This window comes from Chitinispirillales bacterium (assembly GCA_031254455.1).
Classification (GTDB): Bacteria; Fibrobacterota; Chitinivibrionia; order Chitinivibrionales; family Chitinivibrionaceae; genus WRFX01.
The window spans coordinates 12611-33608 of record JAIRUI010000040.1; the positions used below are offsets into that span (position 1 = coordinate 12611).

Here is a 20998-nt window from a genome sequence, read left to right on the forward strand (position 1 = left end):
TTTAAATAGAGTTGTGGTAAAATGTTTGGTTTAATGGGTAAAAAAATAGGTATGACGCGTATTTCAAACGCTGAAACGGGTTTGATTATACCGGTTACGGTAGTTCAAATAGGCAAGAATGTCGTTCTTCAGGTCAAAACGCCTGAAAATGACGGTTATTCCGCCGCACAAATCGGATTTGATGTTGTTGAAAAACGCGGAACGCCAACCGGCAAGGATGGGAAACCAGTATCGCTTGAATATCCGAAATCTAAAAGCGGAAAAACTATAGAGGCGCGTAAATATAAAGGCAGTCAGTCGAATTCCGAAGTATGTCATGCGTTGAAATATAAATCGGAACCCGTTCGTTATATAAAAGAGTTTGTTATAGAAGACGGTGAGAAAGTGGAGTCCGGGCAACTTTTAGGGGTTGAAAACTTTAAGGGAGTTCAGTTTGTTGATGTTACCGGGACTATAAAAGGGAGAGGGTTTGCCGGAACCGTTAAGCGTTATGGATTTCATTTGGGACGTCATACGCACGGTAATACAAATTATCGCGAAAGAGGATCGCTTGGCGCGGGAACTTTTCCGGCGCGAGTTTTCCCAGGTGTGAAGATGGCCGGACATTACGGTAATACGCGAAAGACAATTCGCGGTTGTGAAATTGTTGGAATAGACGAAGAAAATGGCGTTCTTTTTGTTAAGGGAGCGATACCCGGCAAGACGAATGGACTTGTTTTTGTCAAAAAAAATTTTGTGAAAGCATAATCGGACGGTAAAAAAATATGAAAGCAAAAGTTTATACAGCAGACGGCAGTGTTAATGGGACGGTTGAATTGCCGGCAAGTATTTTTGGCGTAGAACCGAACAATGCGCTTTTGCATACGGTTATAGTCGGGTATTTGGCAAACCGGAGACAGGGAACCGCTAAAACAAAAAGCCGTTCCGAAGTTAGCGGCGGCGGTAAAAAACCTTGGAAACAAAAAGGAACAGGACGAGCGCGTTCAGGTTCAAATACTTCGCCGGTTTGGACGCGAGGCGGTAAAGCGCACGGGGCTCAACCTAGAGATTACAGGCATAGTATTACTCGTAAAATGAGAAGAAAAGCGTTGTTGTGTGCATATTCGGTTCGCGCTTCTGAAGAAAGAATCGGGATAGTATCCGGACTTAATATTGAACAACCGAAAACAAAAATAGTCTCTGATTTGTTGAATAAAATCGGCGTTTTTGGAAATGGAAAAACGTACAATGGAAAAACTTTATTGATAATATCGCCGGATAACCGTAACATTTATCTGTCCGGACGTAATTTGAAAGACGTAGATGTTAAAATCGTTAACGATGTCAATGCGTATGACGTTGTTCGTGCGTCGAATATTATTTTTGCGGACGAAAATCTTATAAGTAAAATAGAGGAGATGGCTGCGTAATGAGTATTCATCATTTGATAATAATAGAACCTTTGATTACTGAAAGAAACAGCATTTTACAAACCGAAGGTAAGTTCGCGTTTAAAGTAGCCGTTAATGCTACGAAATCGGAAATTAAAGATGCGGTGGAAGAAATTTTTAAGGCAAAAAAAATAAAAGTTTTATCGGTTAATACTATGAACTATTCAGGTAAGAAAAAGCGGGTCGGACGTTATCTTGGCAGCCGTCCCGATTGGAAAAAAGCGATAGTAAAGATTGAAAACGGCAAAGATTTGGACCTTTTCAATGAGATATGATAATGAATTTAAATTTTTTAATGGTCAGACGTACGGGAAGAAAGAGGAATTGTAATGGCAATTAAAACTTACAAACCCACCACGCCAACGCTTAGATACAAATCAGTTGTTGTTCGCGAGCAGGTGACGACCGATAAGCCGTACAAACCCTTGTTGGTTGACAAAAAAAGTACGGGGGGACGTAATAGAGACGGGAGAATAACTACTCGTTTTCGCGGCGGCGGTCACAAAAGAAAATATCGTTTAGTCGATTTTAGACAAAATAAATTTGATGTCCCCGGTGTGGTGGAAACTATTGAGTACGATCCAAACAGAACTGCTAATATCGCATTGATAAAGTATGTTGATGGAGAGAGACGTTATATTTTGGCGACAGCGAATATGGCGGTCGGCAATGTAATCGTTACTAGTGAAAATGCGGAACCTACCGAAGGCAATCGTATTTTACTTAAAAATGTTCCGTTAGGTTATGACGTATGTAATCTTGAAATGAAAGCGGGTAAAGGCGGGCAAATAGCAAGAGGCGCCGGAGCTTTTGCAAAAGTTATTGCAAAAGACGGAAAATTTGTTCAACTCAAACTGCCGTCTTCGGAAATAAGAAATTTTCCGGATACGCTTTTTGCGACAATCGGGCAGATGAGTAATATTGAACATGCGAACGAAGTAATAGGTTCTGCCGGTCGTGTGCGCTGGAGAGGCCGCCGTCCGCATAACCGCGGCGTTTCGATGAACCCTGTCGATCACCCGATGGGAGGCGGTGAAGGTAAACATGCTGGAGGACATCCGAAGTCACCGTGGGGACAAAAAGCTAAAGGGCTTAAAACGCGTTCAAAGAAGTCTTTGTCTGATAAATACATTGTAAGCAGAAGAAAGAAATAGAGGTAAAATAATTTATGGCTCGTTCTATTAAAAAAGGCCCTTTTGTGGATAAGCATCTTTATAAAAAGATTGAAGATTTGAATAGCGCCGGAAAGAAGAATGTTGTGAAGACTTGGTCGCGCCGTTCTTTAATTATTCCGGATTTTGTCGGTCATACTTTTTCTGTTCATAATGGGAATAAATTTATTCCGGTTTATGTTTCGGAAAATATGGTAGGTCATAAACTTGGTGAATTTGCTCCGACACGCACGTTTCGCGGTCATGCCGGAGACAAAAAAGCATCGTCTAAATAGCGGGAATATAGAATTATGGTAGATAAAAAAGAAGAAAAAAGAATTCCTCAAGCCGGCGCGAAAGTTAAAAATATTCGTTCGTCCGCTCGCAAAGCGCGTCTCGTTGTTGACGAAGTGAGAGGAAAAAAAGTCGGCGAAGCGTTGGCTTTATTGAAATTTTCTATACACAAACACGTGTCTAGAGATGTCGAGAAACTTATTAAGTCGGCGTTGGCAAATCTTGAATATAAAAATTCAGATATTAATATTGAGCCGAAAGATGTTGTTGTTAAGGCGATTTGGGTTGATGAAGGCGCTACTCTTAAACGTTTCCAGCCGAAAGCGCAGGGGCGTGCCGGAAGAATTCTTAAACGCATGTGTCATATATCGGTAATTGTAGCGAGTAACGTTGAAAATAATTAGGAGGATAGCGGCTTGGGTCAAAAAGTAAACCCTATTGGTTTGAGATTAGGTATCACAAGAAAAAGTTATTCCAATTGGTATAGCGATGATAATGTTGCCGGGTGTGTTCGAGAAGATTCTCTTATTCGCGATTATCTTAAAAAACGTCTTGAGAAAGCGGGTATATCTTCCATATATATAGCGAGGAAGGCTCAGAAAGTTCTTGTCGAACTCAACGCTTCCAGACCCGGTATCGTTATAGGTAAAAAAGGCGAAGAAGTCGAAAAAGTTAAAAATGAACTAAAATATCTTACTAAAAAAGATGTTGAAGTTTCCGTTAAAGAGATTAAGAAACCGGAAATCGACGCTCAATTGGTTGCAAACAACATTGCTACTCAGATTGAAGGACGCGTTGCTTATAAAAGAGCGGTGAAAAAGGCTCTTTCTACCGCTATGCGCATGGATGCGGAAGGTATAAAAATTAAGGTAGGCGGACGTCTTAACGGCGCTGAAATAGCAAGACAAGAAGAGTTTAAAGAAGGGCGCACTCCTTTACATACGCTTCGCGCGGATATTGATTATGCAACGGCTACAGCGCATACTACATACGGCTGTATCGGTATAAAAGTGTGGATTTGCAAAGGTGAAAAATTGTCTTTAAAAGACGAAAGAGCATCTTTGGACGATAAGAAATAAAGTTGAAAGGAAAATATAAATGCTCTCACCTAAAAAAGTGAAATGGCGTAAGCCGCAAAAAGGGAGAACTAAAGGTAAAGCAGCCCGCGGTAATACTTTAGCGTTCGGTGATTGCGGAATTCAGGCGCTTGAACCTGGACGTATATCCAGTAGGCAAATTGAAGCGGCGCGTGTTGCTATGACTCGTAAAATTAAGAGAGGCGCAAAAGTTTGGATTCGCGTATTTCCTAATAAAGCGATAACGAAGAAGCCGGCGGAAACGCGTATGGGTAAAGGTAAAGGATCGCCGGAATTTTGGGCGGCGGTTATTCGTCCTGGAACCATTCTTTTTGAAATGGCCGGCGCTCCTGATAAGGTAATAGAGGAAGAGGCGATGCGTTTGGCTATGCACAAACTTCCGATTAAGGTAAGGTACATTGTAAATGAATTGGCAAAGGATTAATTTTCAATGAAAGCTAAAGAATTGAGAGAACTGGATAGAGACGGATTGACAAATAAGATTGAAGAACTTGAAGAACTTCATCTTAAATTTCGTTTCCAGAAAGTTACGGGACAATTGGAAAATCCGTCAAAATTGAGAACTACTCGCAGAGATATTGCCCGGGCGAAAACTATACTCAAAGAGAAAGGTTTTGATTAAAGGTGCAGGTTTATGGCTGAAGAAAGAAACAAAAGGAAAGTAAAAACCGGAATGGTTGTAAGCGATAAAGCGGACAAAACTATAACGGTCAGTGTTCAGCGTCAAGAAGTTCATCCTAAGTATGAGAAAATTATTCGTGTGAATAAAAAATATAAAGCGCATGATGAAAAAAATGAGTCTCACGTTGGGGACACGGTTCGTATTATGGAGACTCGTCCGCTTTCAAAAACAAAGCGCTGGCGTCTTGTAGAAATAATTGAAAAAGCGAAATAACGGTTAGGAGATGACGAATGATACAGATGGAAACTAAACTCAAAGTTGCGGATAATTCCGGCGCAAAAATCGTTAAGTGTGTGAAAGTGCTTGGCGGCTCCGGACGGGAATCTGCGTCTTTGGGAGATATTATAGTTGTGGCGGTTCAGGAAGCTGTTCCTGGTTCTAACGTAAAAAAAGGATCTGTTCAAAAAGCGGTAATTGTTCGTACTGCTAAAGAATACGGTCGTAGAGACGGTTCTTATATTCGATTCAGCGATAATGCGGCTGTGCTTATCAATGAAACCGGAGAGCCGAAAGGATCAAGAATTTTTGGTCCTATAGCGCGCGAGCTTAGGGATAAAGGTTTTATGCGTATTATTTCTTTGGCGCCAGAAGTGTTGTAGAGGAGCGGTTATGTCTTACAGAATTAGAAAAGATGATCTTGTTCAGGTGATTTGCGGCGACGAAAAGGGTCAAACCGGTAAAGTACTTGCTGTAAAACCCAAAGAAGACAGAGTTTTGGTCGAAGGGGTTAACATCGTAAAAAGGCACTCGAAAGCCGATGGGCGGCGTAATATTCAAGCCGGCATTATTGAAAAGGAAGCATATATTCATATATCGAATGTTATGATTGTAGATAAAAAAGTAAATAAACCGACGCGGATAGGAGTTTCTTTTCTTGCGGACGGTAAAAAAGTAAGAATGTCAAAGAAATCTAAGGAGCAGTTAGATTGAGTACTAAACCTAATATGCCGAGACTTCAAAAGAAGTATTTGGAAAAAATACTTCCCGTGTTGAAAGAGGAGTTGAAACTTGATAATGTTATGGCGATTCCCAAAATTGACAAGATTGTACTCAATATGGGCGTCGGAGAAGCGGTAGGTAATAAACGTTATTTGGAAGATGCCGTTTATACATTAACTATGGTTTCCGGGCAAAAGCCGGTCGTTACTAAGGCGAAAAAAGCGATTTCAAATTTTAAATTGCGAGAAGGATTGCCTATAGGATGCATGGTAACGCTTCGTGGGAAAAGGATGTATGAATTTCTAGACAGATTAATTTCCGTGACCCTTCCTAGAGTTAAAGATTTTAAGGGGATTTCCGGCAAAGCGTTTGACGGGAGAGGTAATTATAGTTTTGGTATTCAGGAGAATATTGTGTTTATGGAAGTAGATAGAGACAAGATTGCAAACATCTTGGGATTGCAAGTAACCATTTGCACAACCGCCGGTAGTAACGAGTCCGCTCGTGTTTTGTTGGAAAAATTCGGAATGCCGTTCCGTAAGTAATGAGGAGATACCTATATGGCAAAAAAATCAATGGTTGAGAAACAAAAGAAAACTCCGAAGTTTGATGTTCGTAAGTATAACAGATGTAGTCGGTGCGGTCGTCCTCGTGGATATATCAGACAATTTGGAATTTGTCGCATTTGTTTTAGAGAATTGGCAAGTCAAGGTATGATACCTGGCGTAGTTAAGTCAAGTTGGTAAGAGAAAATTAAGGAGAGTAGATATGATTACTGACCCAATTGCGGACATGTTTACGGTAATTCGTAATAGTGTTCGGGCTAAAAGGAAAATTGTTACGATACCTGCTTCAAACGTTAAAAAGAATATAACAAAACTTTTGTTTGAAAACGGCTATATTAGCAAATACGCTTTTGTTGACGACGGGTTGCAAGGTGAAATAAAGATTATTCTTAAATACGAAGGTAAAGATTCGGCTATTAGAGACATTCAAAGAATCAGCAAGCCAAGCCGCCGTGTTTATGCTCCTGCTACGGAGATCCCAAAAGTGTTGAACGGTATGGGAACTTGCATAGTTTCCACTTCTCAAGGTATTATGACTGATTTCCAGTGCCGCAAAAACGGCATCGGCGGTGAGTTGATCGGTAAAGTTTGGTAATATTCTAATTAAGGAGTTAAATTGTCTCGTCTTGGAAAAAAACCGATAACGCTTCCCGAAAAAGTGGAAGTTGCGGTAAACGGAAGAACAGTTGCCGCGAAAGGACCAAAAGGAACTTTATCAATGAAACTTTTGGACGGCTATTCGGTGAAAATTGAAAATAATGCGATAGTTGTTAAACCGGATAACGACGCAGAAGAGTACAGAGCGAAATGGGGTTTGCTTAGAGTTTTGATAAACAATATGGTTTTGGGAGTATCAAAAGGATATACCAAAGGACTTATTATTGAAGGAACCGGTTTCAGGTTCGCTTTGGAAGGCAATAATAAATTAACGATTACGGCTGGATATTCTCATTTGGTTCGTTATATTGCTCCTCAAGGTATTGCTTTCACGGCGGAAGGGCAGAACAAAGTATTTGTAAGCGGTATAGATAAACAACTTGTCGGGCAAGTTGCGGCGGAGATACGCGGGGTGAAAAAACCGGAACCTTATAAAGGCAAAGGTATTCGTTACGATAACGAAGTTATTGTTCGCAAAGTAGGTAAGAAAAGCGGTAAAAAATAAGGGGTAATTAAAATGCCGAAAATAAGTAGAGAAGAAATTCGTAAAACAAGAGCGTTTCATATTAGAAAGAAAATATTCGGAACTGCGGAGAGACCTCGTTTGAGTGTCTATCGTAGCAACAGTAATATTTTTGCGCAGATTATTGACGATGCGGCGCAAAAAACGCTATGTGCCGCGAGCAGTTATGAAAAAGACTTTGTAACCGCCGGAAAAAAGAAAGCCGATATTTCTCGCGAAGTTGGCGTTCTTTTGGCGAAAAAAGCAGTTGCAAAAGGAATTAAGTCGGTTGTCTTTGATAGAAACGGTTATCTTTACAGCGGCGCAAGGATTAAAAATTTTGCAGACGCTGCACGGGAAAACGGACTTGAATTTTAATTTAAGGAGATAAATTTGTCGAAAACGGAAAATGTTACTAATGCGGAAGGAACCGCTGAACTTAAAGACAGTTTGGTAGTTGTCAATCGTGTAGCAAAAGTGGTGAAAGGCGGACGCAGATTCGCTTTGAGCGCCTTAGTTGCCGTCGGTGATGAAAACGGGACGATAGGTTTGGGGATAGGTAAAGCCAATGAGTCGGCTGAAGCGATTCGTAAGGCAAAAGAAAACGCCAAGAAAAATCTTGTAAAAGTTAATCTTGTAAACGGTACTATTCCGCACGAGGTGAACGGAAAATTCGGCGCGGGAAAAATGTTTATGAAGCCGGCGGCGCCTGGAGCCGGAGTTATTGCCGGCGGCGCGGCTAGAATTGTTTTAGAACTGGCCGGAGTAAAGGATATATTGACAAAGTGTATCGGTTCGCGTAATGCTCATAACTCTGCAAAAGCGACTCTTGCCGGACTGAAAATGTTGAAAACTGTGGACGATATTAAACGACTTCGGTCTTAAATTTGAGAAGGTAATATATATATGGCGAAGTTGAAAATTACTCAGGTACGTTCTACAATAGGCAGGAATTTTAAGCAAGGTAGAACGATTGAAGCTTTGGGGCTTAAACGGCTTCACGACAGTGTTGTGAAAGACGATAAACCTGAAATTCGAGGGATGTTAAACAAAGTTGTTCATCTTGTGAAAGTTGAAGAGGTGAAAGGGTAAGAATGTTGAAACTTAATGATTTAAAACCGGCGAACGGCGCAACTCATCATAAACACAGAGTAGGACGAGGCAGCGGTAGCGGTTGGGGAGCGACTTCGGGGCGCGGTAATAACGGGGCGAAACAAAGAAGCGGTTATTCTCAAAAAGATTATTTTGAGGGCGGGCAGCTTCCTTTAATTCGTCGTCTTCCTAAAAGAGGTTTTACGAATATATTTAAAAAATATTATCAAGTTGTTAATATTTCCGATATTGAAGCGATTGCAAAAAACGGCGACATCGTTGATGTGGAATTTTTGTATTCTGCAGGAAGAATTCATAGCAAAGAAGAAATGGTAAAAGTTTTGGGAAACGGTGAAATTACGAAATCGGTAACGGTTAAAGTAGATGCATTTTCTACGTCTGCGGAAGATAAAATCGCGAAAGCAAATGGTAAAACAGAGGTGTTGAATCGTGCTTGATACGCTTAGAAATATGTTTAAAGTGCCGGAAATTCGTAAAAGGTTTATTTTTACTCTTTTCATTATAGTGATATATCGGTTCGGCGCTCAGATACCCGCTCCAGGAATTGATCCTATGCGGTTGCAGGAATATTTTGGTTCGTCAAAGAACGATTTCTTCGGTATGTTTGATATGTTTGCCGGCGGTGCTTTTACGAAAGCGTCTGTTTTTGCTTTAGGAATTATGCCGTATATTAGCGCATCAATTATAATACAAATGCTTGGGAGCGTTATTCCGTCTTTGCACAAGCTTCAAAAAGAAGGTGCGGAAGGACGCAAAAAAATTACACAATTTACAAGATACGGCACATTATTTTTAGCGGCGTTTCAGTCGATAAGCGTTGCTATTTTTTTGAAAAGTATTCAAACGGCGTCGGGACAGCACGTGACGCTTGATGTGTTAAGCGGATGGCAGTTTATGATTATTACAGTTATAAGTCTGACTACCGGTTGTATACTTGTGATGTGGCTTGGCGAGCAGATTACCAGTAAAGGAATAGGGAATGGAATGTCATTGCTTATACTTTTCGGGATTGTTGCGCGAATACCGCAAATGTTGTTTATGGAATATCAGTATTTGGTTCAAGGAACGCATACGCTATTCAGAGAATTGATGATTCTTTGTGTGGTTCTCGCTATGATTGCATTTATTGTTTACATTTATCAGGCTGTGCGCAAAATTCCTATCCAAACGCCTAAAAAGACAATCGGTTCGCGCGTGACGCAAGGGCAGAGTACGGTTATGCCGTTGAAAATAAATTCCGCCGGGGTTATTCCTATTATTTTTGCGTCTTCGATTATGATGCTTCCGTCTATGCTTACCGGAGTATTTCAAGACAGCGATTTGGCTAATCGTATAGGAAGGGCTTTTGTGCCTGGGGGAGTTGTGTATGCGACGTCATTTGCAATATTGATTATATTATTTACGTACTTTTATACGGCTATAATTTTTAATCCTATCGATATTTCGGAAAATCTTAAAAAATCGGGTGGATTTATTCCCGGGGTGAAACCCGGTAAAGATACGGCGGATTACATAGAAAACGTATTGAATTGTATAACTTTGCCGGGGTCGATATTTTTAGCGTTTATATCGGTCGCTCCGTTTGTGATGATGAGTAAAATGAACGTATCTTTCTTTTTCGGAGGGACGAGCGTTCTGATTGTTGTAGGAGTTGCACTTGATACTTTGCAGCAAATAGAGGCGAAATTGCAAAGTCACAATTATAGCGGATTTATGAAAAAAGGGCATCTTAGAGGAAGAATCGGATAAAGATGTCGAAACAGGATTTGATACAGGTAAAAGGAAAAGTTTTGGAAGCGCTTCCGAACGCTGTTTTCAAAGTGCAGCTTGAAAATAACGGGCATATTCTTGACGCTCATATTTCAGGCAAGGTCAGAATGCACTATGTGAAGATAATACCGGGCGATAAAGTGCTTGTAGAGCTTTCTCCTTATGACTTGTCGCGTGGAAGAATTTATTACAGAGAAAAGGATGAAAATCCTAACAATCCCGGTAATAGAAAAGACGGCGGTAAAAAGGGTTCGAATAAAAAATAAAAAGGAGTAATGCCTTGAAAGTTCAAGCATCAGTAAAAAAAGTTTGTGCAGCGTGTAAGGTTATAAAGAGAAAAGGAATAATTCGGATTATTTGCAGTAAAGACCAACGCCATAAACAGCGTCAGGGATAATTTTTTAGAAAAATAATAAAAGGAGAGTGAATAGTGGCTCGAGTGGCTGGTGTTGATATACCTGATAACAAACGTGCAGAAATAGCATTAACTTACATTTTGGGGATTGGTCGTCCTTCTGCACAGAAAATTTTGAGTAAGACCGGTGTCGATAGAAACGTTCGAATTAAGGATGTTTCGGAAGCGGATTTGGATAAGATTCGTGAAGTGATTGATGAAGAGTACGTAATTGAAGGAAACCTCAGAACGCAAGTACGTATGGACATAAAACGCCTCATGGATATTGGTTGTTACCGCGGTGAAAGACATAAACATAGTCTTCCGTGCCGCGGACAGAAGACAAAAACAAACGCCCGTACCCGTAAAGGTAAAAAGAAAACTGTTCCTAATAAGAAGAAATAACAGGAGAAATGTAATATGGTAAAAGGTTCTGCGAGCAATAACGCAAACAAAAAAATTAAAGCGCCGTTAGAGGGTATTGTTCATGTCCGTTCGACATTCAATAATACTATCGTAAATATATCAAATGTAAACGGCGATGTGATTTGTTGGGGAACTCCGGGTAAAAACGGATACAAAGGCTCAAGAAAAAGCACTCCGTTTGCGGCGCAGATCACTGCGGACGCCGTGGCGAAAACAGCCTATGAAGCCGGTATGCGTAAAGTTGAAGTACATATATGCGGAGCCGGAAACGGACGTGAAGGAGCGATTCGCGCTGTTGCCGCCGCAGGACTTAAAGTAACGGCTATTAAAGATTTTACGGCTGTTCCTCATAACGGGTGTCGTCCGCCTAAACGTCGTCGTATATAAATATTTATTAAAAAAATAAAAAATGGGAGAGCATAAATGAAATGGAAAACACTTTTAATGCCCAAAGGCGTTCAAGTAGAAAATCCCGATAATGTGCCTAATTACAGCAGAATTATAGTGGCGCCGCTTGAACGCGGATGGGGTGATACTTTGGGAAACAGTTTGAGAAGGGTAATGTTGTCTTCTCTGCAGGGGGCGGCCGTTACCGCTATAAAAATAGACGGTGCGTTGCACGAATATACTTCTTTAAAAGGCGTAAGCGAGGATGTCACCGATATTGTTCTTAATGTGAAAAAATTGAGAGTTAAGTTGATTTCGGACGAACCGGAGATCTTAACCCTGAATCTCAAGGGTAAAGGTGTCGTTAAGGCGTCGGATATTAACCAAAATCCGAATGTTTTAATTTTAAATCCGGATTTGAAAATCGCTACTATAAACGAAGAAGCGAATTCAAAAATAACTTTTTATATCGGCGACGGCATCGGTTATCGTTCATCGGAATTTAACAAAATCGACACAGGCGATGTCAGTGTAATTGCGGTAGATTCGATATTTTCTCCGGTAAAAATGGTAAATTATACCGTTGAACGCACTCGCGTTGCGCAAAGAGCGGAACTTGACAAATTGGTTTTTGATATTTGGACGGACGGTTCGCTTACTCCGGAAGAAGCGTTGAGTTATGCGGCGAAAATATTATTTGATCATCTTGACCAAATTATCAACGTTAAAGCGCAGTTTGAGTCGCTTGAAGAGGATATTATAGATGATAAGATAATGCGTTTACGCCATTTGCTTCGGCAGAGAATTGATGAGTTTGAACTTTCTGTTCGGGCGCAAAATTCTATGAAAATGGCTAATATTCAGACGCTTTCCGATTTGGTGCGTTATCAAGAATCTGAAGTTCTTAAATTGAAGAATTTCGGACGAAAGTCACTGATAGAAGTGAATAAAGTGCTGGCTAATCACGCATTGGCATTTGGGATGGATGTAGATAAAATTATGGGTAAAGAATAAAATTTAATTTGGTTTTATATAAAGGATTGACAAAATGCGTCATTTAAAATCAGGCAGGAAACTCAACAGAACCGCGAGTCATCGACGGGCGTTGTTTATAAATTTGTCGTTATCGCTTTTTGAGCACGAAAGAATTACTACGACATTGCCGAAAGCGTTGGAACTTCGCGGAGTTGTCGAACGGTTCATCACATACGGCAAAAAGGGCGATTTACATGGAATTCGTTTAATATCGCGTTCCATAAAGGACAAAGATATTATAATGAAAATCGTGAAAGATCTCGCGGTACAATATAAAGATCGTAACGGCGGTTATACTCGTGTTCTTAAATTAGGTCCTAGAAGAAGCGATAATTCGGAAATGGCTATCATCGAACTCGTTGACAGAATGGGAAAGAAAACCGTTGACGGCGCAGAATAAATAGATTTTGGCTTTTGGTAAAATAAAAAAGCGGCATTTTTCAATGTCGCTTTTTTATTTTACTTAAAAACTTTTTTAAGCGGTAACATCAATTTGTCCGCCCGCTCCGCCGAAATTAGGCGATTGCGGAATCGATTGAATTATTTGTTCAATTTGAGATGAAACCAAATCTTGTGTTTTTTTCAACATCGCGATATTTATCGCTCCCAATACCTGTCCGCCGGTATTAAGTGAAACTCCATCCATAATTTCCTCCATGAAAAGGTACGTCCTTATTCATATATCGGCATAAAAAACAGCAACTTGAATATTTTTAATACAGGAATTAAATTTACGGTTATAGGCATTGAATTGTTACTGTTTTGAGAAACATTTATTATTCCCATCTTCACTTGCCCGCAGCAGCCTGTCGTTTATCGCCATTCCTATACCTTTATTTTCTACTAAATGCGCCAAAATTACGTCGCAGCCGCTTTTGTCGATATTTCTAATTTCATTATATAGTTTTTGCGCTATTTCGTATAAATCTCCATCTTGATTTAGGTAGCCGATTTTTGTTCCTTTCGGGAAATCGTTTTCATTTTTGTATATATAAAGCGGAGTTTTAGGGGCGTAATGTCTCAAACTTCTACCCGGAGAAAAATCTTCTTTTCCATGGAAACCTGCAAATTTGACTTCTCCTATGACGCTCTCAATCCGCTCTAATCCGATTCCGCCGAAACGATAACAAACCGGCTTTTCGTTTACAAACGAAATTATCGTAGATTCTACGCCGACGCTGCAATTTCCTCCGTCCATTATCGCATCGATTTTGCCGTCCAAATCTTCTAAAACCTGCTTTGCGGACGTCGGCGAAGTATGCCCGAAAATATTGGCGGAAGGTGCGGCGATCGCCGTCTTTGATTTTCGTATTATTTCGCGCGTAATTTCATTATTCGGAATACGAATGCCGACGGAATCAAGCCCGGCTGTAACCAAATCGGGAACTTCTTTTTTCTTTTTAAGAATAATCGTAAGCGCTCCCGCCCAGCATTCTTTCGCAAGTTTTCGGGCAGGTTGCGGAACAAACTCGGCAAGCGAATAAATTTGTTCGAAATCGGCGATATGGACAATCAACGGGTCAAAAGACGGGCGATTTTTCGCTTCAAAAATTTTGGCGACGGCAGTCGGATTAAACGCGTCCGCTCCGAGTCCATAGACGGTTTCTGTAGGAATCGCTACTAATTTTCCGTTTCTAATAAAATTTGCCGCCTCATCAATTTGAGACGGCAAAAACAATTCGGTTTTCACGTTATTTTCCGATTCCAATTTTTTCAAGCAATTCTTTCGTTTCCTTTTCGGTTTCGTTTGTGATGCGAATAATGGCTTTGTATAAACCGGCGCCGATAATTCTTCCGTTTTTATTCTTACCGTTCCACGTCCAAATCAAAGTAATTCCGTCGTTTCCGATATCAAACTTTTCGTTGTCGATTATTTTGTTGCCTAATGGGTCTAAAACGGATATTCTGCCGGACAAAACCGATGTAGCGCCTCCGCCGGCTCTGTGTCCAAGCGGAGCCACAAGCACCGCCATATCTGTCGCTTTTTTATTGGGAAGAAATTTTTCGATAACCGGATTTTTATCGACTATGCCGTTTGTCGTATTAAATTTTCCTGACGACGTATTGTAAGGATTCGGATAAATTTTGATGTCGTAAGAATAATCGTATTTTCCTACCCTGATTTCTGCGTAAATCGTATTTGTGTCCCATTGATGTGAATTTCCTGCGTAATCGCTAAGGTCGAAACCTCCTTCAATTCTTATGGAATCCGGTTCTATACCGGCGCTTTTGCCTATCGGAAGCGTATCGCCGGCGTTGTAGTCTATAAGAAACATTCCGACGCTGTCGCCGCCATCCTTCGTACGCCAAATTTCGTTAAATTTAAACGAATATTTTGAGTGATTTCTTGACGGGCTGACCGCGCTAAACGCTTGTATTTCTATATTCGTAATGTTTTTAATAGGCTCGGAGAACCAAACATAAAGCGTATCGGTGATTTTTTTCACATTATCGCTTTGAACGTTCATCGGAGAAAAGCGCGCCATAGTGATAATCGGCGCAATGCTATCGTTAATATTTTCGCTTCCCGACGCAAGAATGCCAAGCGTATCTATAAGTCCGTTTTGAGGTTTTACTTTATGTTTGTATTCGATATGGATATTGTCGCTTTCATCGACGGATGTTTTTGCTAAAACCTTAGTCGTATCCTGCGACAGTGAAATTTCAAGCAAACGAGGGCTGACAACGTTTACATTATTCGCAGTAAACGGTTTGAAGTGACGATTTTGTGGAAGCAGAAGCCCTTTTTCCATAATTTCCGTAACATCCGATACATACCTCGGGTCAAGGTTTCCGTCCGGTCCGAAATCAAAGTCGATTTTTATCAAGTCAACGTAGCCGTTCGCAGGATTTGAAATGTCAAAATACGCGGCGCTATTGATTTTAAGTTCGGTATAGCGAAAATAATCGATTTTGATTCTTTGGTTGTCGCCGTTTGTCTGTTCGTTGCCGTTATCGTCTTTAACGCCCTTGTTTGCGGCGATCCAAATCGAATCGCCATAGACAAAATGACTGCCGTCGGTAACGACATAAACCGCTTCGTTTCCTCTGCGAGAGAACTCTTTTAATCCGTGAGCGCCGGAACGGTCTGCAAGAATCGGTGAATTGCCCGCGGACAAAATCGGTTCGCTGAATTTCACTCTCAAAGTGTCCTGTTTGCTGTCATACCTCTCATAATTTGCAGAAATTATTACGGGAGCGACCTTATCGGTTATAACTCCGTTAACTTCTTCGCCGCTTGCAAAAATTATATTGATTTCTCCTGTGCCGCTTCCTGCGGTCAACGTCCTGTCAATGAAATAAAAATGACTGTCGTCAACAGGATATGCCGTTTTGCTTGCCGTTTCGCCGGCAAATTCAATTTCTACGGAAGCGATCTGGTATGCGGTGTAAGCGCCTTCCTCTTCAGCGATTTTAAGCGTTACAAAAAGCGAATCTCCCGCGCCGTCCAAACGTCCGTTTTGATTGCCCCAGTTATCAAACATTTCCGCAGAAACAATTTCTGGCAGAAGAGACGACTTTGTATGGTCTATGATAGGTACCCGCCGATTTATTTCAAGCGGCGGATTTTCTTTTTCATCGGTAATAGGCGCCAAGTCGGGGCAAGTAACACCTATTACGGCAGGACAATACGAAAGACCATAAACCATTTTTACCCAAAAATAATCCAACTTCCCGTCGGTGGCGATTTGTCTGTTCTCAAACAAAAATATCAATATATTGTCGTTTTCTTCGTACGTTCTAACAGCGTAACATTCGTTAGATTCGTCATCACCGTTTTCGTTTGTTGCAAAAAGCAATTGAACGACATCTGCCGAGCCGTAATAAATTTCAGTGTTAATGACGCTTTCCGTAAATTCTACTTTAAGCGTATCGTATTCTCCCGAAGCGCCCGGATAGAAATCCGCGTTTTTTATCGCCGGTCCGCAGGAATCTGCGAGTGATATTGAATCCTTGATTTTAGCGCCTGTCGTATTTCCGACGTTGTCAAGCGAATCATATTCCATATACAGCCAGCCGTTGCCCGCACCGTCTTTAGAATTTAACATTTTTACAAACAAAGTATCTTTATTTACGCTGATTTCCCCGCTTGTCGCCGATTTATCTTTAATGCCGCCCCACGACCACGAATATTCGGCGTTTGTCAAATTTTTCAAATCGTTGCGAATAATTACCGCTTTAATCATATCGGGGTAACCGTCTCCCGTGGTATCGAAAACCGCCGCCCATTTCGGTTCGGGACGCTTAAATGTTTTTACAAAACTGATAGCGGATTTCTTTACTACCGAATTTCCGGCCGCGTCTTCCGCCATTATCCAAACGAAATTTCCGCTTTCATCTCCTCTGTCCTTAAATCCGTCCGCCATGCTTTTGGGTATTTCAAATCTGAAAGTATTGTTTTTTGCCGAAGCGTTCTCAACCATAACGGCGTTATTCCAAATCGCCCAATCATAGTCGATAGACCATTTAACTTGTTTGCAAAGGTTATCGTCGTTCATTTTAACTTCGACGACGCAAAATTCGTCGTCGGGAGTAATATTGAGCGTTACAACAGTGGGATATGTTTCATCTACTACGCCGCCGTCATCTTTTCCACATCCCGTACTGGAGTTTTGCGGAATAAGAGTTGACGCGTCTCCGTTTTGTTGAAAACGACGTTCATAGGGCAAGTCCGCCTTAACCGTTCTTATAGCGGAAAGAAAATCATAGCGATAACTTATGGTATTGGCGTCCGAAGTCGGCGCCTTGCCTTTAAGGATATTAAACGCGTCTGTCAAATTATTCCAGATTTTTTGCCGAATTGCGGTATAATCTTTCCCTGTAGTCTCCGGATCGTAATAGAACATAAGTATTCCGCCGTCGCCTTGTTTTGCTGCCGTACCTCCCGCTCCGAAAAACATTTCTCTTAAATAGTCAAGGGTAATTTTGAAATCTATAAGTTCGGAATTCGCTCCGCTTCCTTTTTCAAAATCTTTTGAAGCGTTAATCAATATCTGCGCTACGTTAATAATATCCGGGCGATAATTGTTGGCTCCCGTGTCGAACTTGTTACGTGCGTTCGGGTCGCATGCGATGTTATCTACATTATTATTATTCAATAAACTTTTTATAGCGCCGATTTGGCTCCATTGCCCTCTATTATACATAGCGACCATAGCGGCAAGTCCCATATACGGGTCGCCGCATTCCGCCGACTTTCCCAAGGCGTATTTCCAACAAATATCCGTCGCATAAGCCATAACGTCATAATTTATATATTGAACCAAAGCCGATACGAATAAACCGTTTATAGTTCGCGGTGAAGTTTGTCCGTTGTATGCTCCTACATAGTAATTTGCAAATTCTGTTATGCTGATACCGCTGCTTGTAACATCTCTCGCCGCCGAAAGTCTCGCTTCATATTTTGGGAAAAACTGCGAATACCCCAACGCTCTGTCCAACATGGTAGGACCTTCTACGTGCCAATTAGTATAGTTTCCAGAAGCGACTGCGTTTGCGTCCGTTGACCAGGGAGTTTGCGTGGTTCCGGAAAACGTTTCTTTCGTCCCCATCGCAAACATCCATTGAGCGTCCACTCTTAAAAATTCCTGTCCCATACCTAAAGCCATATAATACTGCGGCGCGTTGTCGCCTCTCATTGCGCTTACGTTAGTTCCGTTTACCGTAAACGATCCTTTGGGAATTGCAAAATGCAGTTGCGTTTGTCCTATATAAGTGTCCATAAATCCGCCGGAATATTTACCGCCGTTCGAACCTAATGAATCGTAATTCAAATATCTGTAATCCGCTCTGTAAAAGTCCGGATTTTCCATAATTTTCAGCAAACTGTCTATCGACGTGATAGGCGGATATTCCGCCGGCTCGTCGGGAATACCGGGTGCGCCGGTTTTCAGTAACAATTCGACTTCGCCTTTTGGAGCGAGTTTAGAGAAATCTTTATTAACCCATTTGTGTCCCCATGTAACCGGCGGTCCTGGTTTTAAGTTTGCCATATTGTCCGCCGGAGCGGTAGATTTATAGTAAAGTTCTTCAGGATTATGCTTTGAAATCATATAAGTCATCTGCCAATCGTCAACGCCGTCCCATTGCCCGCCGATCGTTTCATAACGAAATCCGCCCAAACGCCAGGATTGTTGTGTATTGTTGGTAAAAGTTGCGCTTGCTATTCCGTCTGTCTTTATCGAAACGCTTACGTCGGCAAACACCGTTTCGCCCCCCCCTCCCGCAAATGCGAGCAGGTAAACGGCGATTTTAACAATATTCGAAACTTTTTTTTCGCTTGTTTTCATAACAATTCTCCTTTTTTAGATTAACTGTCTAAGTAAATTATAACAAAGAACCGCGGGTTTTGCAGAAATAATTTGCAAACGGGGATTTTATCGTAAAAAATCAACAGGCAATACGTTTTACATAAATTATAATAATTAAACTTTAAAGGAAATGCTGGGAAATAATTAACGGTTCGGTATTTTTACGTTTGTAGAGTTATTGGTTGAAAAACAATCGCTTGTTATTTTAAGTTTGGCGGCAATACAAATAGTATTTTATCTTATTATAAAAACAGGAGGATTTATGTCTTTCAAAAAAATACCGTACGGGCTGTCAAATTTTGCCGATTTAATAAAACTCAATTATGCTTATGTTGACAAAACACGTTTTATAGAGTTTTTAGAAAACGAAAACAACCCTTATCAATTCTTTATTCGTCCACGCAGATTCGGTAAAAGTTTGTTCTTGACCGTATTGGAAAATTATTACGACTTAAACAGAAAGGATAAATTTGAAGATATATTCGGCAATCTTTATATCGGCGTCCGCCAAACACACGAACAGGGTAAATACGCCGTTATTCAATTTGATTTTTCAGGATTAAACACAGAGAGCCGCGATGAATTTAAGTTATCGTTTTCTAATAGAGTGCAAGAAACGGTAAGATTGTTTTTGGAAATATATAAAAATATTTTTCCAAATTGGGAAACTTTGTTAAACTCGTTAAACATTCAAAGACCGGGGCTCGGAGCGATAGATTTGATTTATACGGCTGCGGCGAATGCAAACGTCCCGATTTTTATAATAATAGACGAATACGACCATTTTGCAAATAATCTTATAGCTATGGGCAAAACTTACAAAGACGAGGTAAAAGCCGGAGGCATAGTTCGTACTTTCTATGAATCTTTAAAAACAGGAACAAAATCTGTTGTTAAAAGAATTTTTATAACCGGTATGAATCCAATGATGATAAATGACCTTACAAGCGGTTTTAATATGTCAACAGACTACAGTTTATATCCAAAATACAACGAAATGTTTGGTTTTACAAGAGAAGAAGTTGAATGGTTGATGCAAGAAACGGGCATTGATAAAAATTTGATAAAGATTGATATGGAATATTATTATAACGGCTATATGTTCAGCGGTAACGCCGAAAATAAAGTATATAACCCTCAAATGATTTTGTACCTTTTCAATCAAATTTCAATATCTGGCGAACAGCCGAAGCAGATAGTAGATACTAATCTGCGAACCGATTATGAACGATTGCGCCGTCTTGCGGAAAATGAAAACAACAGAAACAAATTACTGCGAATAACGCAAGACGGGGGAATACTCGGCGATATAGCGGAAAAATTTTCGTTAGATAAACTTGAAAGCGAAGAATATTTTATTTCTTTACTGTTTTATTTGGGAATGCTGACAAACGGCGGAACTGCCGAAGGACAAACTTATTTGAAAATACCTAACTATTCCATAAAAACGCTTTTTTGGGAATACCTCGTTTCTTACGTTCAAGATTTGGAAAAAAAGACGGTAAGCGCAAGCGAATTTATAAAAGTAACCGGAGATATGGCGTTTAAAGGTAATTTCAAATCTTATTTGGATTTTTTCACCGAAAATTATTTGAAACGACTTTCAAACAGAGATCTTATCGACTTTGACGAAAAATATATTAAAGCTATGCTGCTTGCCGCTTTGTTCACTAGTAAATTATACCTTCCGATTTCCGAATACGAAAACATAAACGGCTATACGGATATTTATTTGCAGAAACATCCAGCCGTTCCCGATATTAAATTCGAATATGTTTTCGAACTGAAATACGTTAAAGTTAAAGCGGCGAAAAAAGAAAAAGAAGCGGCGTTTGCCGAAGCGGCGAGTCAAATTGAAAAATATAAAAAAGATCCTCGTTTTGCAAATAGAAACGATATAAAATTCATTGCGATCGTCTTTAAGGGAAAAGGCGATTACGAGGTAAGAGAATTATAAATATTCTATTTTAACATATTTCCTCTTGACAAGACTTTGCAAACAAATATTATATTATCGCCGACAATTAATGAATGTTAACTAAACGAAAATTAGAAATTATGGCAACAATGAGCGGGACGGCAAAAGTAAAAGACATTATTTCTTCGCTTTTCAAAACGGCGCGGACGGTTTGCGCACATATGGCGGTTAAGTTAAATTCTGCATCTGACGTTGCCGATTCTTCATTAACGTTTACCCCCCCAACACGCCACCACCACCCCCCCCCCCACGCGCCATGCTCGGAG

The 20998-nt window shown here is 40.5% G+C and carries 31 protein-coding genes and 1 pseudogene; 29 read left to right on the forward strand and 3 right to left on the reverse strand.

Translation table 11 applies throughout. The annotated features are described in order from the left end of the window. Positions 1–21: 21 nt before the first annotated feature. The 27 genes and pseudogenes from rplC (at position 22) to rplQ (ending at position 12843) form a co-directional block, all read left to right on the forward strand. Entirely contained in the window at positions 22–747 is a 726-nt protein-coding gene (gene rplC, locus LBH98_02930; protein MDR0303709.1) for a 50S ribosomal protein L3, read from the forward strand. Positions 748–764: 17 nt separating this feature from the next. Beyond that, positions 765–1409, forward strand: a complete 645-nt coding sequence (gene rplD / locus LBH98_02935) for a 50S ribosomal protein L4 (protein ID MDR0303710.1) — start codon at positions 765–767, stop codon at positions 1407–1409. After that, positions 1409–1705 carry a 50S ribosomal protein L23 gene (gene rplW, locus LBH98_02940; GenBank protein MDR0303711.1) on the forward strand — a complete coding sequence of 99 codons (297 nt, stop codon included), beginning with the start codon at positions 1409–1411 and terminating at the stop codon, positions 1703–1705. The genes rplD and rplW overlap by 1 nt, the downstream gene beginning before the upstream one ends. Before the next feature lie 54 nt (positions 1706–1759). Continuing rightward, the gene (rplB, locus tag LBH98_02945) at positions 1760–2584 is read left to right on the forward strand and encodes a 50S ribosomal protein L2 (protein MDR0303712.1); all 825 of its coding nucleotides are present in this window, start codon (positions 1760–1762) and stop codon (positions 2582–2584) included. 14 nt (positions 2585–2598) lie between these two features. Next, positions 2599–2877 carry a 30S ribosomal protein S19 gene (rpsS, locus tag LBH98_02950; protein ID MDR0303713.1) on the forward strand — a complete coding sequence of 93 codons (279 nt, stop codon included), beginning with the start codon at positions 2599–2601 and terminating at the stop codon, positions 2875–2877. A 15-nt stretch (positions 2878–2892) separates the two neighbouring features. Next, positions 2893–3279 carry a 50S ribosomal protein L22 gene (gene rplV / locus LBH98_02955; GenBank protein ID MDR0303714.1) on the forward strand — a complete coding sequence of 129 codons (387 nt, stop codon included), beginning with the start codon at positions 2893–2895 and terminating at the stop codon, positions 3277–3279. Positions 3280–3291: 12 nt separating this feature from the next. Then, positions 3292–3954 carry a 30S ribosomal protein S3 gene (gene rpsC, locus LBH98_02960; protein MDR0303715.1) on the forward strand — a complete coding sequence of 221 codons (663 nt, stop codon included), beginning with the start codon at positions 3292–3294 and terminating at the stop codon, positions 3952–3954. A gap of 19 nt (positions 3955–3973) precedes the next feature. Next, positions 3974–4396, forward strand: coding sequence for a 50S ribosomal protein L16 (gene rplP, locus LBH98_02965; protein ID MDR0303716.1), 423 nt, complete (start codon positions 3974–3976; stop codon positions 4394–4396). 6 nt (positions 4397–4402) lie between these two features. Then, positions 4403–4594, forward strand: a complete 192-nt coding sequence (rpmC, locus tag LBH98_02970; GenBank protein ID MDR0303717.1) for a 50S ribosomal protein L29 — start codon at positions 4403–4405, stop codon at positions 4592–4594. 12 nt (positions 4595–4606) lie between these two features. Beyond that, positions 4607–4867, forward strand: a complete 261-nt coding sequence (gene rpsQ / locus LBH98_02975) for a 30S ribosomal protein S17 (protein ID MDR0303718.1) — start codon at positions 4607–4609, stop codon at positions 4865–4867. A 17-nt stretch (positions 4868–4884) separates the two neighbouring features. Beyond that, the gene (gene rplN / locus LBH98_02980) at positions 4885–5253 is read left to right on the forward strand and encodes a 50S ribosomal protein L14 (GenBank protein MDR0303719.1); all 369 of its coding nucleotides are present in this window, start codon (positions 4885–4887) and stop codon (positions 5251–5253) included. A 10-nt stretch (positions 5254–5263) separates the two neighbouring features. Continuing rightward, positions 5264–5584 carry a 50S ribosomal protein L24 gene (rplX, locus tag LBH98_02985; GenBank protein MDR0303720.1) on the forward strand — a complete coding sequence of 107 codons (321 nt, stop codon included), beginning with the start codon at positions 5264–5266 and terminating at the stop codon, positions 5582–5584. Positions 5585–5598: 14 nt separating this feature from the next. After that, positions 5599–6138 carry a 50S ribosomal protein L5 gene (rplE, locus tag LBH98_02990; protein MDR0303721.1) on the forward strand — a complete coding sequence of 180 codons (540 nt, stop codon included), beginning with the start codon at positions 5599–5601 and terminating at the stop codon, positions 6136–6138. Positions 6139–6153: 15 nt separating this feature from the next. Next, on the forward strand, positions 6154–6339 hold the full coding sequence (locus tag LBH98_02995; GenBank protein ID MDR0303722.1) for a type Z 30S ribosomal protein S14: 186 nt from the start codon (positions 6154–6156) through the stop codon (positions 6337–6339). 22 nt (positions 6340–6361) lie between these two features. Continuing rightward, positions 6362–6754, forward strand: coding sequence for a 30S ribosomal protein S8 (rpsH, locus tag LBH98_03000; GenBank protein ID MDR0303723.1), 393 nt, complete (start codon positions 6362–6364; stop codon positions 6752–6754). A gap of 21 nt (positions 6755–6775) precedes the next feature. Continuing rightward, on the forward strand, positions 6776–7321 hold the full coding sequence (gene rplF, locus LBH98_03005; GenBank protein ID MDR0303724.1) for a 50S ribosomal protein L6: 546 nt from the start codon (positions 6776–6778) through the stop codon (positions 7319–7321). A 12-nt stretch (positions 7322–7333) separates the two neighbouring features. Continuing rightward, on the forward strand, positions 7334–7696 hold the full coding sequence (rplR, locus tag LBH98_03010; GenBank protein MDR0303725.1) for a 50S ribosomal protein L18: 363 nt from the start codon (positions 7334–7336) through the stop codon (positions 7694–7696). A 15-nt stretch (positions 7697–7711) separates the two neighbouring features. After that, the gene (rpsE, locus tag LBH98_03015; protein MDR0303726.1) at positions 7712–8203 is read left to right on the forward strand and encodes a 30S ribosomal protein S5; all 492 of its coding nucleotides are present in this window, start codon (positions 7712–7714) and stop codon (positions 8201–8203) included. Between the two features lie 21 nt (positions 8204–8224). After that, the gene (rpmD, locus tag LBH98_03020) at positions 8225–8410 is read left to right on the forward strand and encodes a 50S ribosomal protein L30 (protein MDR0303727.1); all 186 of its coding nucleotides are present in this window, start codon (positions 8225–8227) and stop codon (positions 8408–8410) included. Positions 8411–8412: 2 nt separating this feature from the next. Beyond that, positions 8413–8868, forward strand: a complete 456-nt coding sequence (gene rplO / locus LBH98_03025; protein ID MDR0303728.1) for a 50S ribosomal protein L15 — start codon at positions 8413–8415, stop codon at positions 8866–8868. Further along, positions 8861–10180: a preprotein translocase subunit SecY gene (gene secY / locus LBH98_03030; GenBank protein ID MDR0303729.1), complete on the forward strand. Its 1320-nt coding sequence runs from the start codon at positions 8861–8863 to the stop codon at positions 10178–10180. The genes rplO and secY overlap by 8 nt, the downstream gene beginning before the upstream one ends. Positions 10181–10182: 2 nt before the next feature. Next, positions 10183–10401, forward strand: a pseudogene (infA, locus tag LBH98_03035) (translation initiation factor IF-1). A gap of 80 nt (positions 10402–10481) precedes the next feature. Beyond that, a complete protein-coding gene (gene rpmJ / locus LBH98_03040; protein MDR0303730.1) occupies positions 10482–10598 on the forward strand; it encodes a 50S ribosomal protein L36 in 117 nt (38 codons plus the stop codon). Positions 10599–10631: 33 nt separating this feature from the next. Beyond that, positions 10632–11000, forward strand: coding sequence for a 30S ribosomal protein S13 (gene rpsM, locus LBH98_03045; protein MDR0303731.1), 369 nt, complete (start codon positions 10632–10634; stop codon positions 10998–11000). A 15-nt stretch (positions 11001–11015) separates the two neighbouring features. Further along, positions 11016–11408, forward strand: coding sequence for a 30S ribosomal protein S11 (gene rpsK / locus LBH98_03050; protein ID MDR0303732.1), 393 nt, complete (start codon positions 11016–11018; stop codon positions 11406–11408). Positions 11409–11444: 36 nt separating this feature from the next. Then, on the forward strand, positions 11445–12422 hold the full coding sequence (locus LBH98_03055) for a DNA-directed RNA polymerase subunit alpha (GenBank protein ID MDR0303733.1): 978 nt from the start codon (positions 11445–11447) through the stop codon (positions 12420–12422). Between the two features lie 34 nt (positions 12423–12456). Further along, positions 12457–12843, forward strand: coding sequence for a 50S ribosomal protein L17 (rplQ, locus tag LBH98_03060; protein MDR0303734.1), 387 nt, complete (start codon positions 12457–12459; stop codon positions 12841–12843). A gap of 75 nt (positions 12844–12918) precedes the next feature. Here the strand turns inward: rplQ and LBH98_03065 are convergent, their stop codons facing one another. The 3 genes from LBH98_03065 to LBH98_03075 all read right to left on the reverse strand — a co-directional run bounded on the left by LBH98_03065 (position 12919) and on the right by LBH98_03075 (position 18733). Then, the gene (locus LBH98_03065; GenBank protein MDR0303735.1) at positions 12919–13089 is read right to left on the reverse strand and encodes a putative motility protein; all 171 of its coding nucleotides are present in this window, start codon (positions 13087–13089) and stop codon (positions 12919–12921) included. Between the two features lie 108 nt (positions 13090–13197). Then, entirely contained in the window at positions 13198–14133 is a 936-nt protein-coding gene (locus LBH98_03070) for a threonylcarbamoyl-AMP synthase (GenBank protein MDR0303736.1), read from the reverse strand. 1 nt (position 14134) lies between these two features. Beyond that, positions 14135–18733 (reverse strand): hypothetical protein, encoded by a 4599-nt coding sequence (locus LBH98_03075; GenBank protein ID MDR0303737.1) that lies wholly within the window; start codon positions 18731–18733, stop codon positions 14135–14137. A 283-nt stretch (positions 18734–19016) separates the two neighbouring features. Between LBH98_03075 and LBH98_03080 the strand changes: the two genes are divergently transcribed. Both LBH98_03080 and LBH98_03085 read left to right on the forward strand, forming a co-directional pair. After that, complete coding sequence (locus LBH98_03080; GenBank protein MDR0303738.1) at positions 19017–20711, forward strand: ATP-binding protein; 1695 nt, start codon at positions 19017–19019, stop codon at positions 20709–20711. 74 nt (positions 20712–20785) lie between these two features. After that, positions 20786–20998: hypothetical protein (locus LBH98_03085; protein MDR0303739.1), on the forward strand; the 213-nt coding region annotated here is incomplete at its 3' end.

Coding starts and splice junctions, on each gene's coding strand:
- rpsQ (MDR0303718.1), top strand. CDS start 4,607: ATGGCTGAAGAAAGAAACAAAAGGAAAGTAAAAACCGGAATGGTTGTA.
- rplC (MDR0303709.1), top strand. CDS start 22: ATGTTTGGTTTAATGGGTAAAAAAATAGGTATGACGCGTATTTCAAAC.
- LBH98_02995 (MDR0303722.1), top strand. CDS start 6,154: ATGGCAAAAAAATCAATGGTTGAGAAACAAAAGAAAACTCCGAAGTTT.
- rplW (MDR0303711.1), top strand. CDS start 1,409: ATGAGTATTCATCATTTGATAATAATAGAACCTTTGATTACTGAAAGA.
- rplR (MDR0303725.1), top strand. CDS start 7,334: ATGCCGAAAATAAGTAGAGAAGAAATTCGTAAAACAAGAGCGTTTCAT.
- rplN (MDR0303719.1), top strand. CDS start 4,885: ATGATACAGATGGAAACTAAACTCAAAGTTGCGGATAATTCCGGCGCA.
- LBH98_03080 (MDR0303738.1), top strand. CDS start 19,017: ATGTCTTTCAAAAAAATACCGTACGGGCTGTCAAATTTTGCCGATTTA.
- LBH98_03065 (MDR0303735.1), bottom strand. CDS start 13,089: ATGGATGGAGTTTCACTTAATACCGGCGGACAGGTATTGGGAGCGATA.
- rplQ (MDR0303734.1), top strand. CDS start 12,457: ATGCGTCATTTAAAATCAGGCAGGAAACTCAACAGAACCGCGAGTCAT.
- rplE (MDR0303721.1), top strand. CDS start 5,599: ATGCCGAGACTTCAAAAGAAGTATTTGGAAAAAATACTTCCCGTGTTG.
- rplD (MDR0303710.1), top strand. CDS start 765: ATGAAAGCAAAAGTTTATACAGCAGACGGCAGTGTTAATGGGACGGTT.
- rpmD (MDR0303727.1), top strand. CDS start 8,225: ATGGCGAAGTTGAAAATTACTCAGGTACGTTCTACAATAGGCAGGAAT.
- rplB (MDR0303712.1), top strand. CDS start 1,760: ATGGCAATTAAAACTTACAAACCCACCACGCCAACGCTTAGATACAAA.
- rplX (MDR0303720.1), top strand. CDS start 5,264: ATGTCTTACAGAATTAGAAAAGATGATCTTGTTCAGGTGATTTGCGGC.
- rpsK (MDR0303732.1), top strand. CDS start 11,016: ATGGTAAAAGGTTCTGCGAGCAATAACGCAAACAAAAAAATTAAAGCG.
- rpsS (MDR0303713.1), top strand. CDS start 2,599: ATGGCTCGTTCTATTAAAAAAGGCCCTTTTGTGGATAAGCATCTTTAT.
- LBH98_03055 (MDR0303733.1), top strand. CDS start 11,445: ATGAAATGGAAAACACTTTTAATGCCCAAAGGCGTTCAAGTAGAAAAT.
- rplO (MDR0303728.1), top strand. CDS start 8,413: ATGTTGAAACTTAATGATTTAAAACCGGCGAACGGCGCAACTCATCAT.
- rpsH (MDR0303723.1), top strand. CDS start 6,362: ATGATTACTGACCCAATTGCGGACATGTTTACGGTAATTCGTAATAGT.
- rplV (MDR0303714.1), top strand. CDS start 2,893: ATGGTAGATAAAAAAGAAGAAAAAAGAATTCCTCAAGCCGGCGCGAAA.
- LBH98_03075 (MDR0303737.1), bottom strand. CDS start 18,733: ATGAAAACAAGCGAAAAAAAAGTTTCGAATATTGTTAAAATCGCCGTT.
- rplP (MDR0303716.1), top strand. CDS start 3,974: ATGCTCTCACCTAAAAAAGTGAAATGGCGTAAGCCGCAAAAAGGGAGA.
- rpmC (MDR0303717.1), top strand. CDS start 4,403: ATGAAAGCTAAAGAATTGAGAGAACTGGATAGAGACGGATTGACAAAT.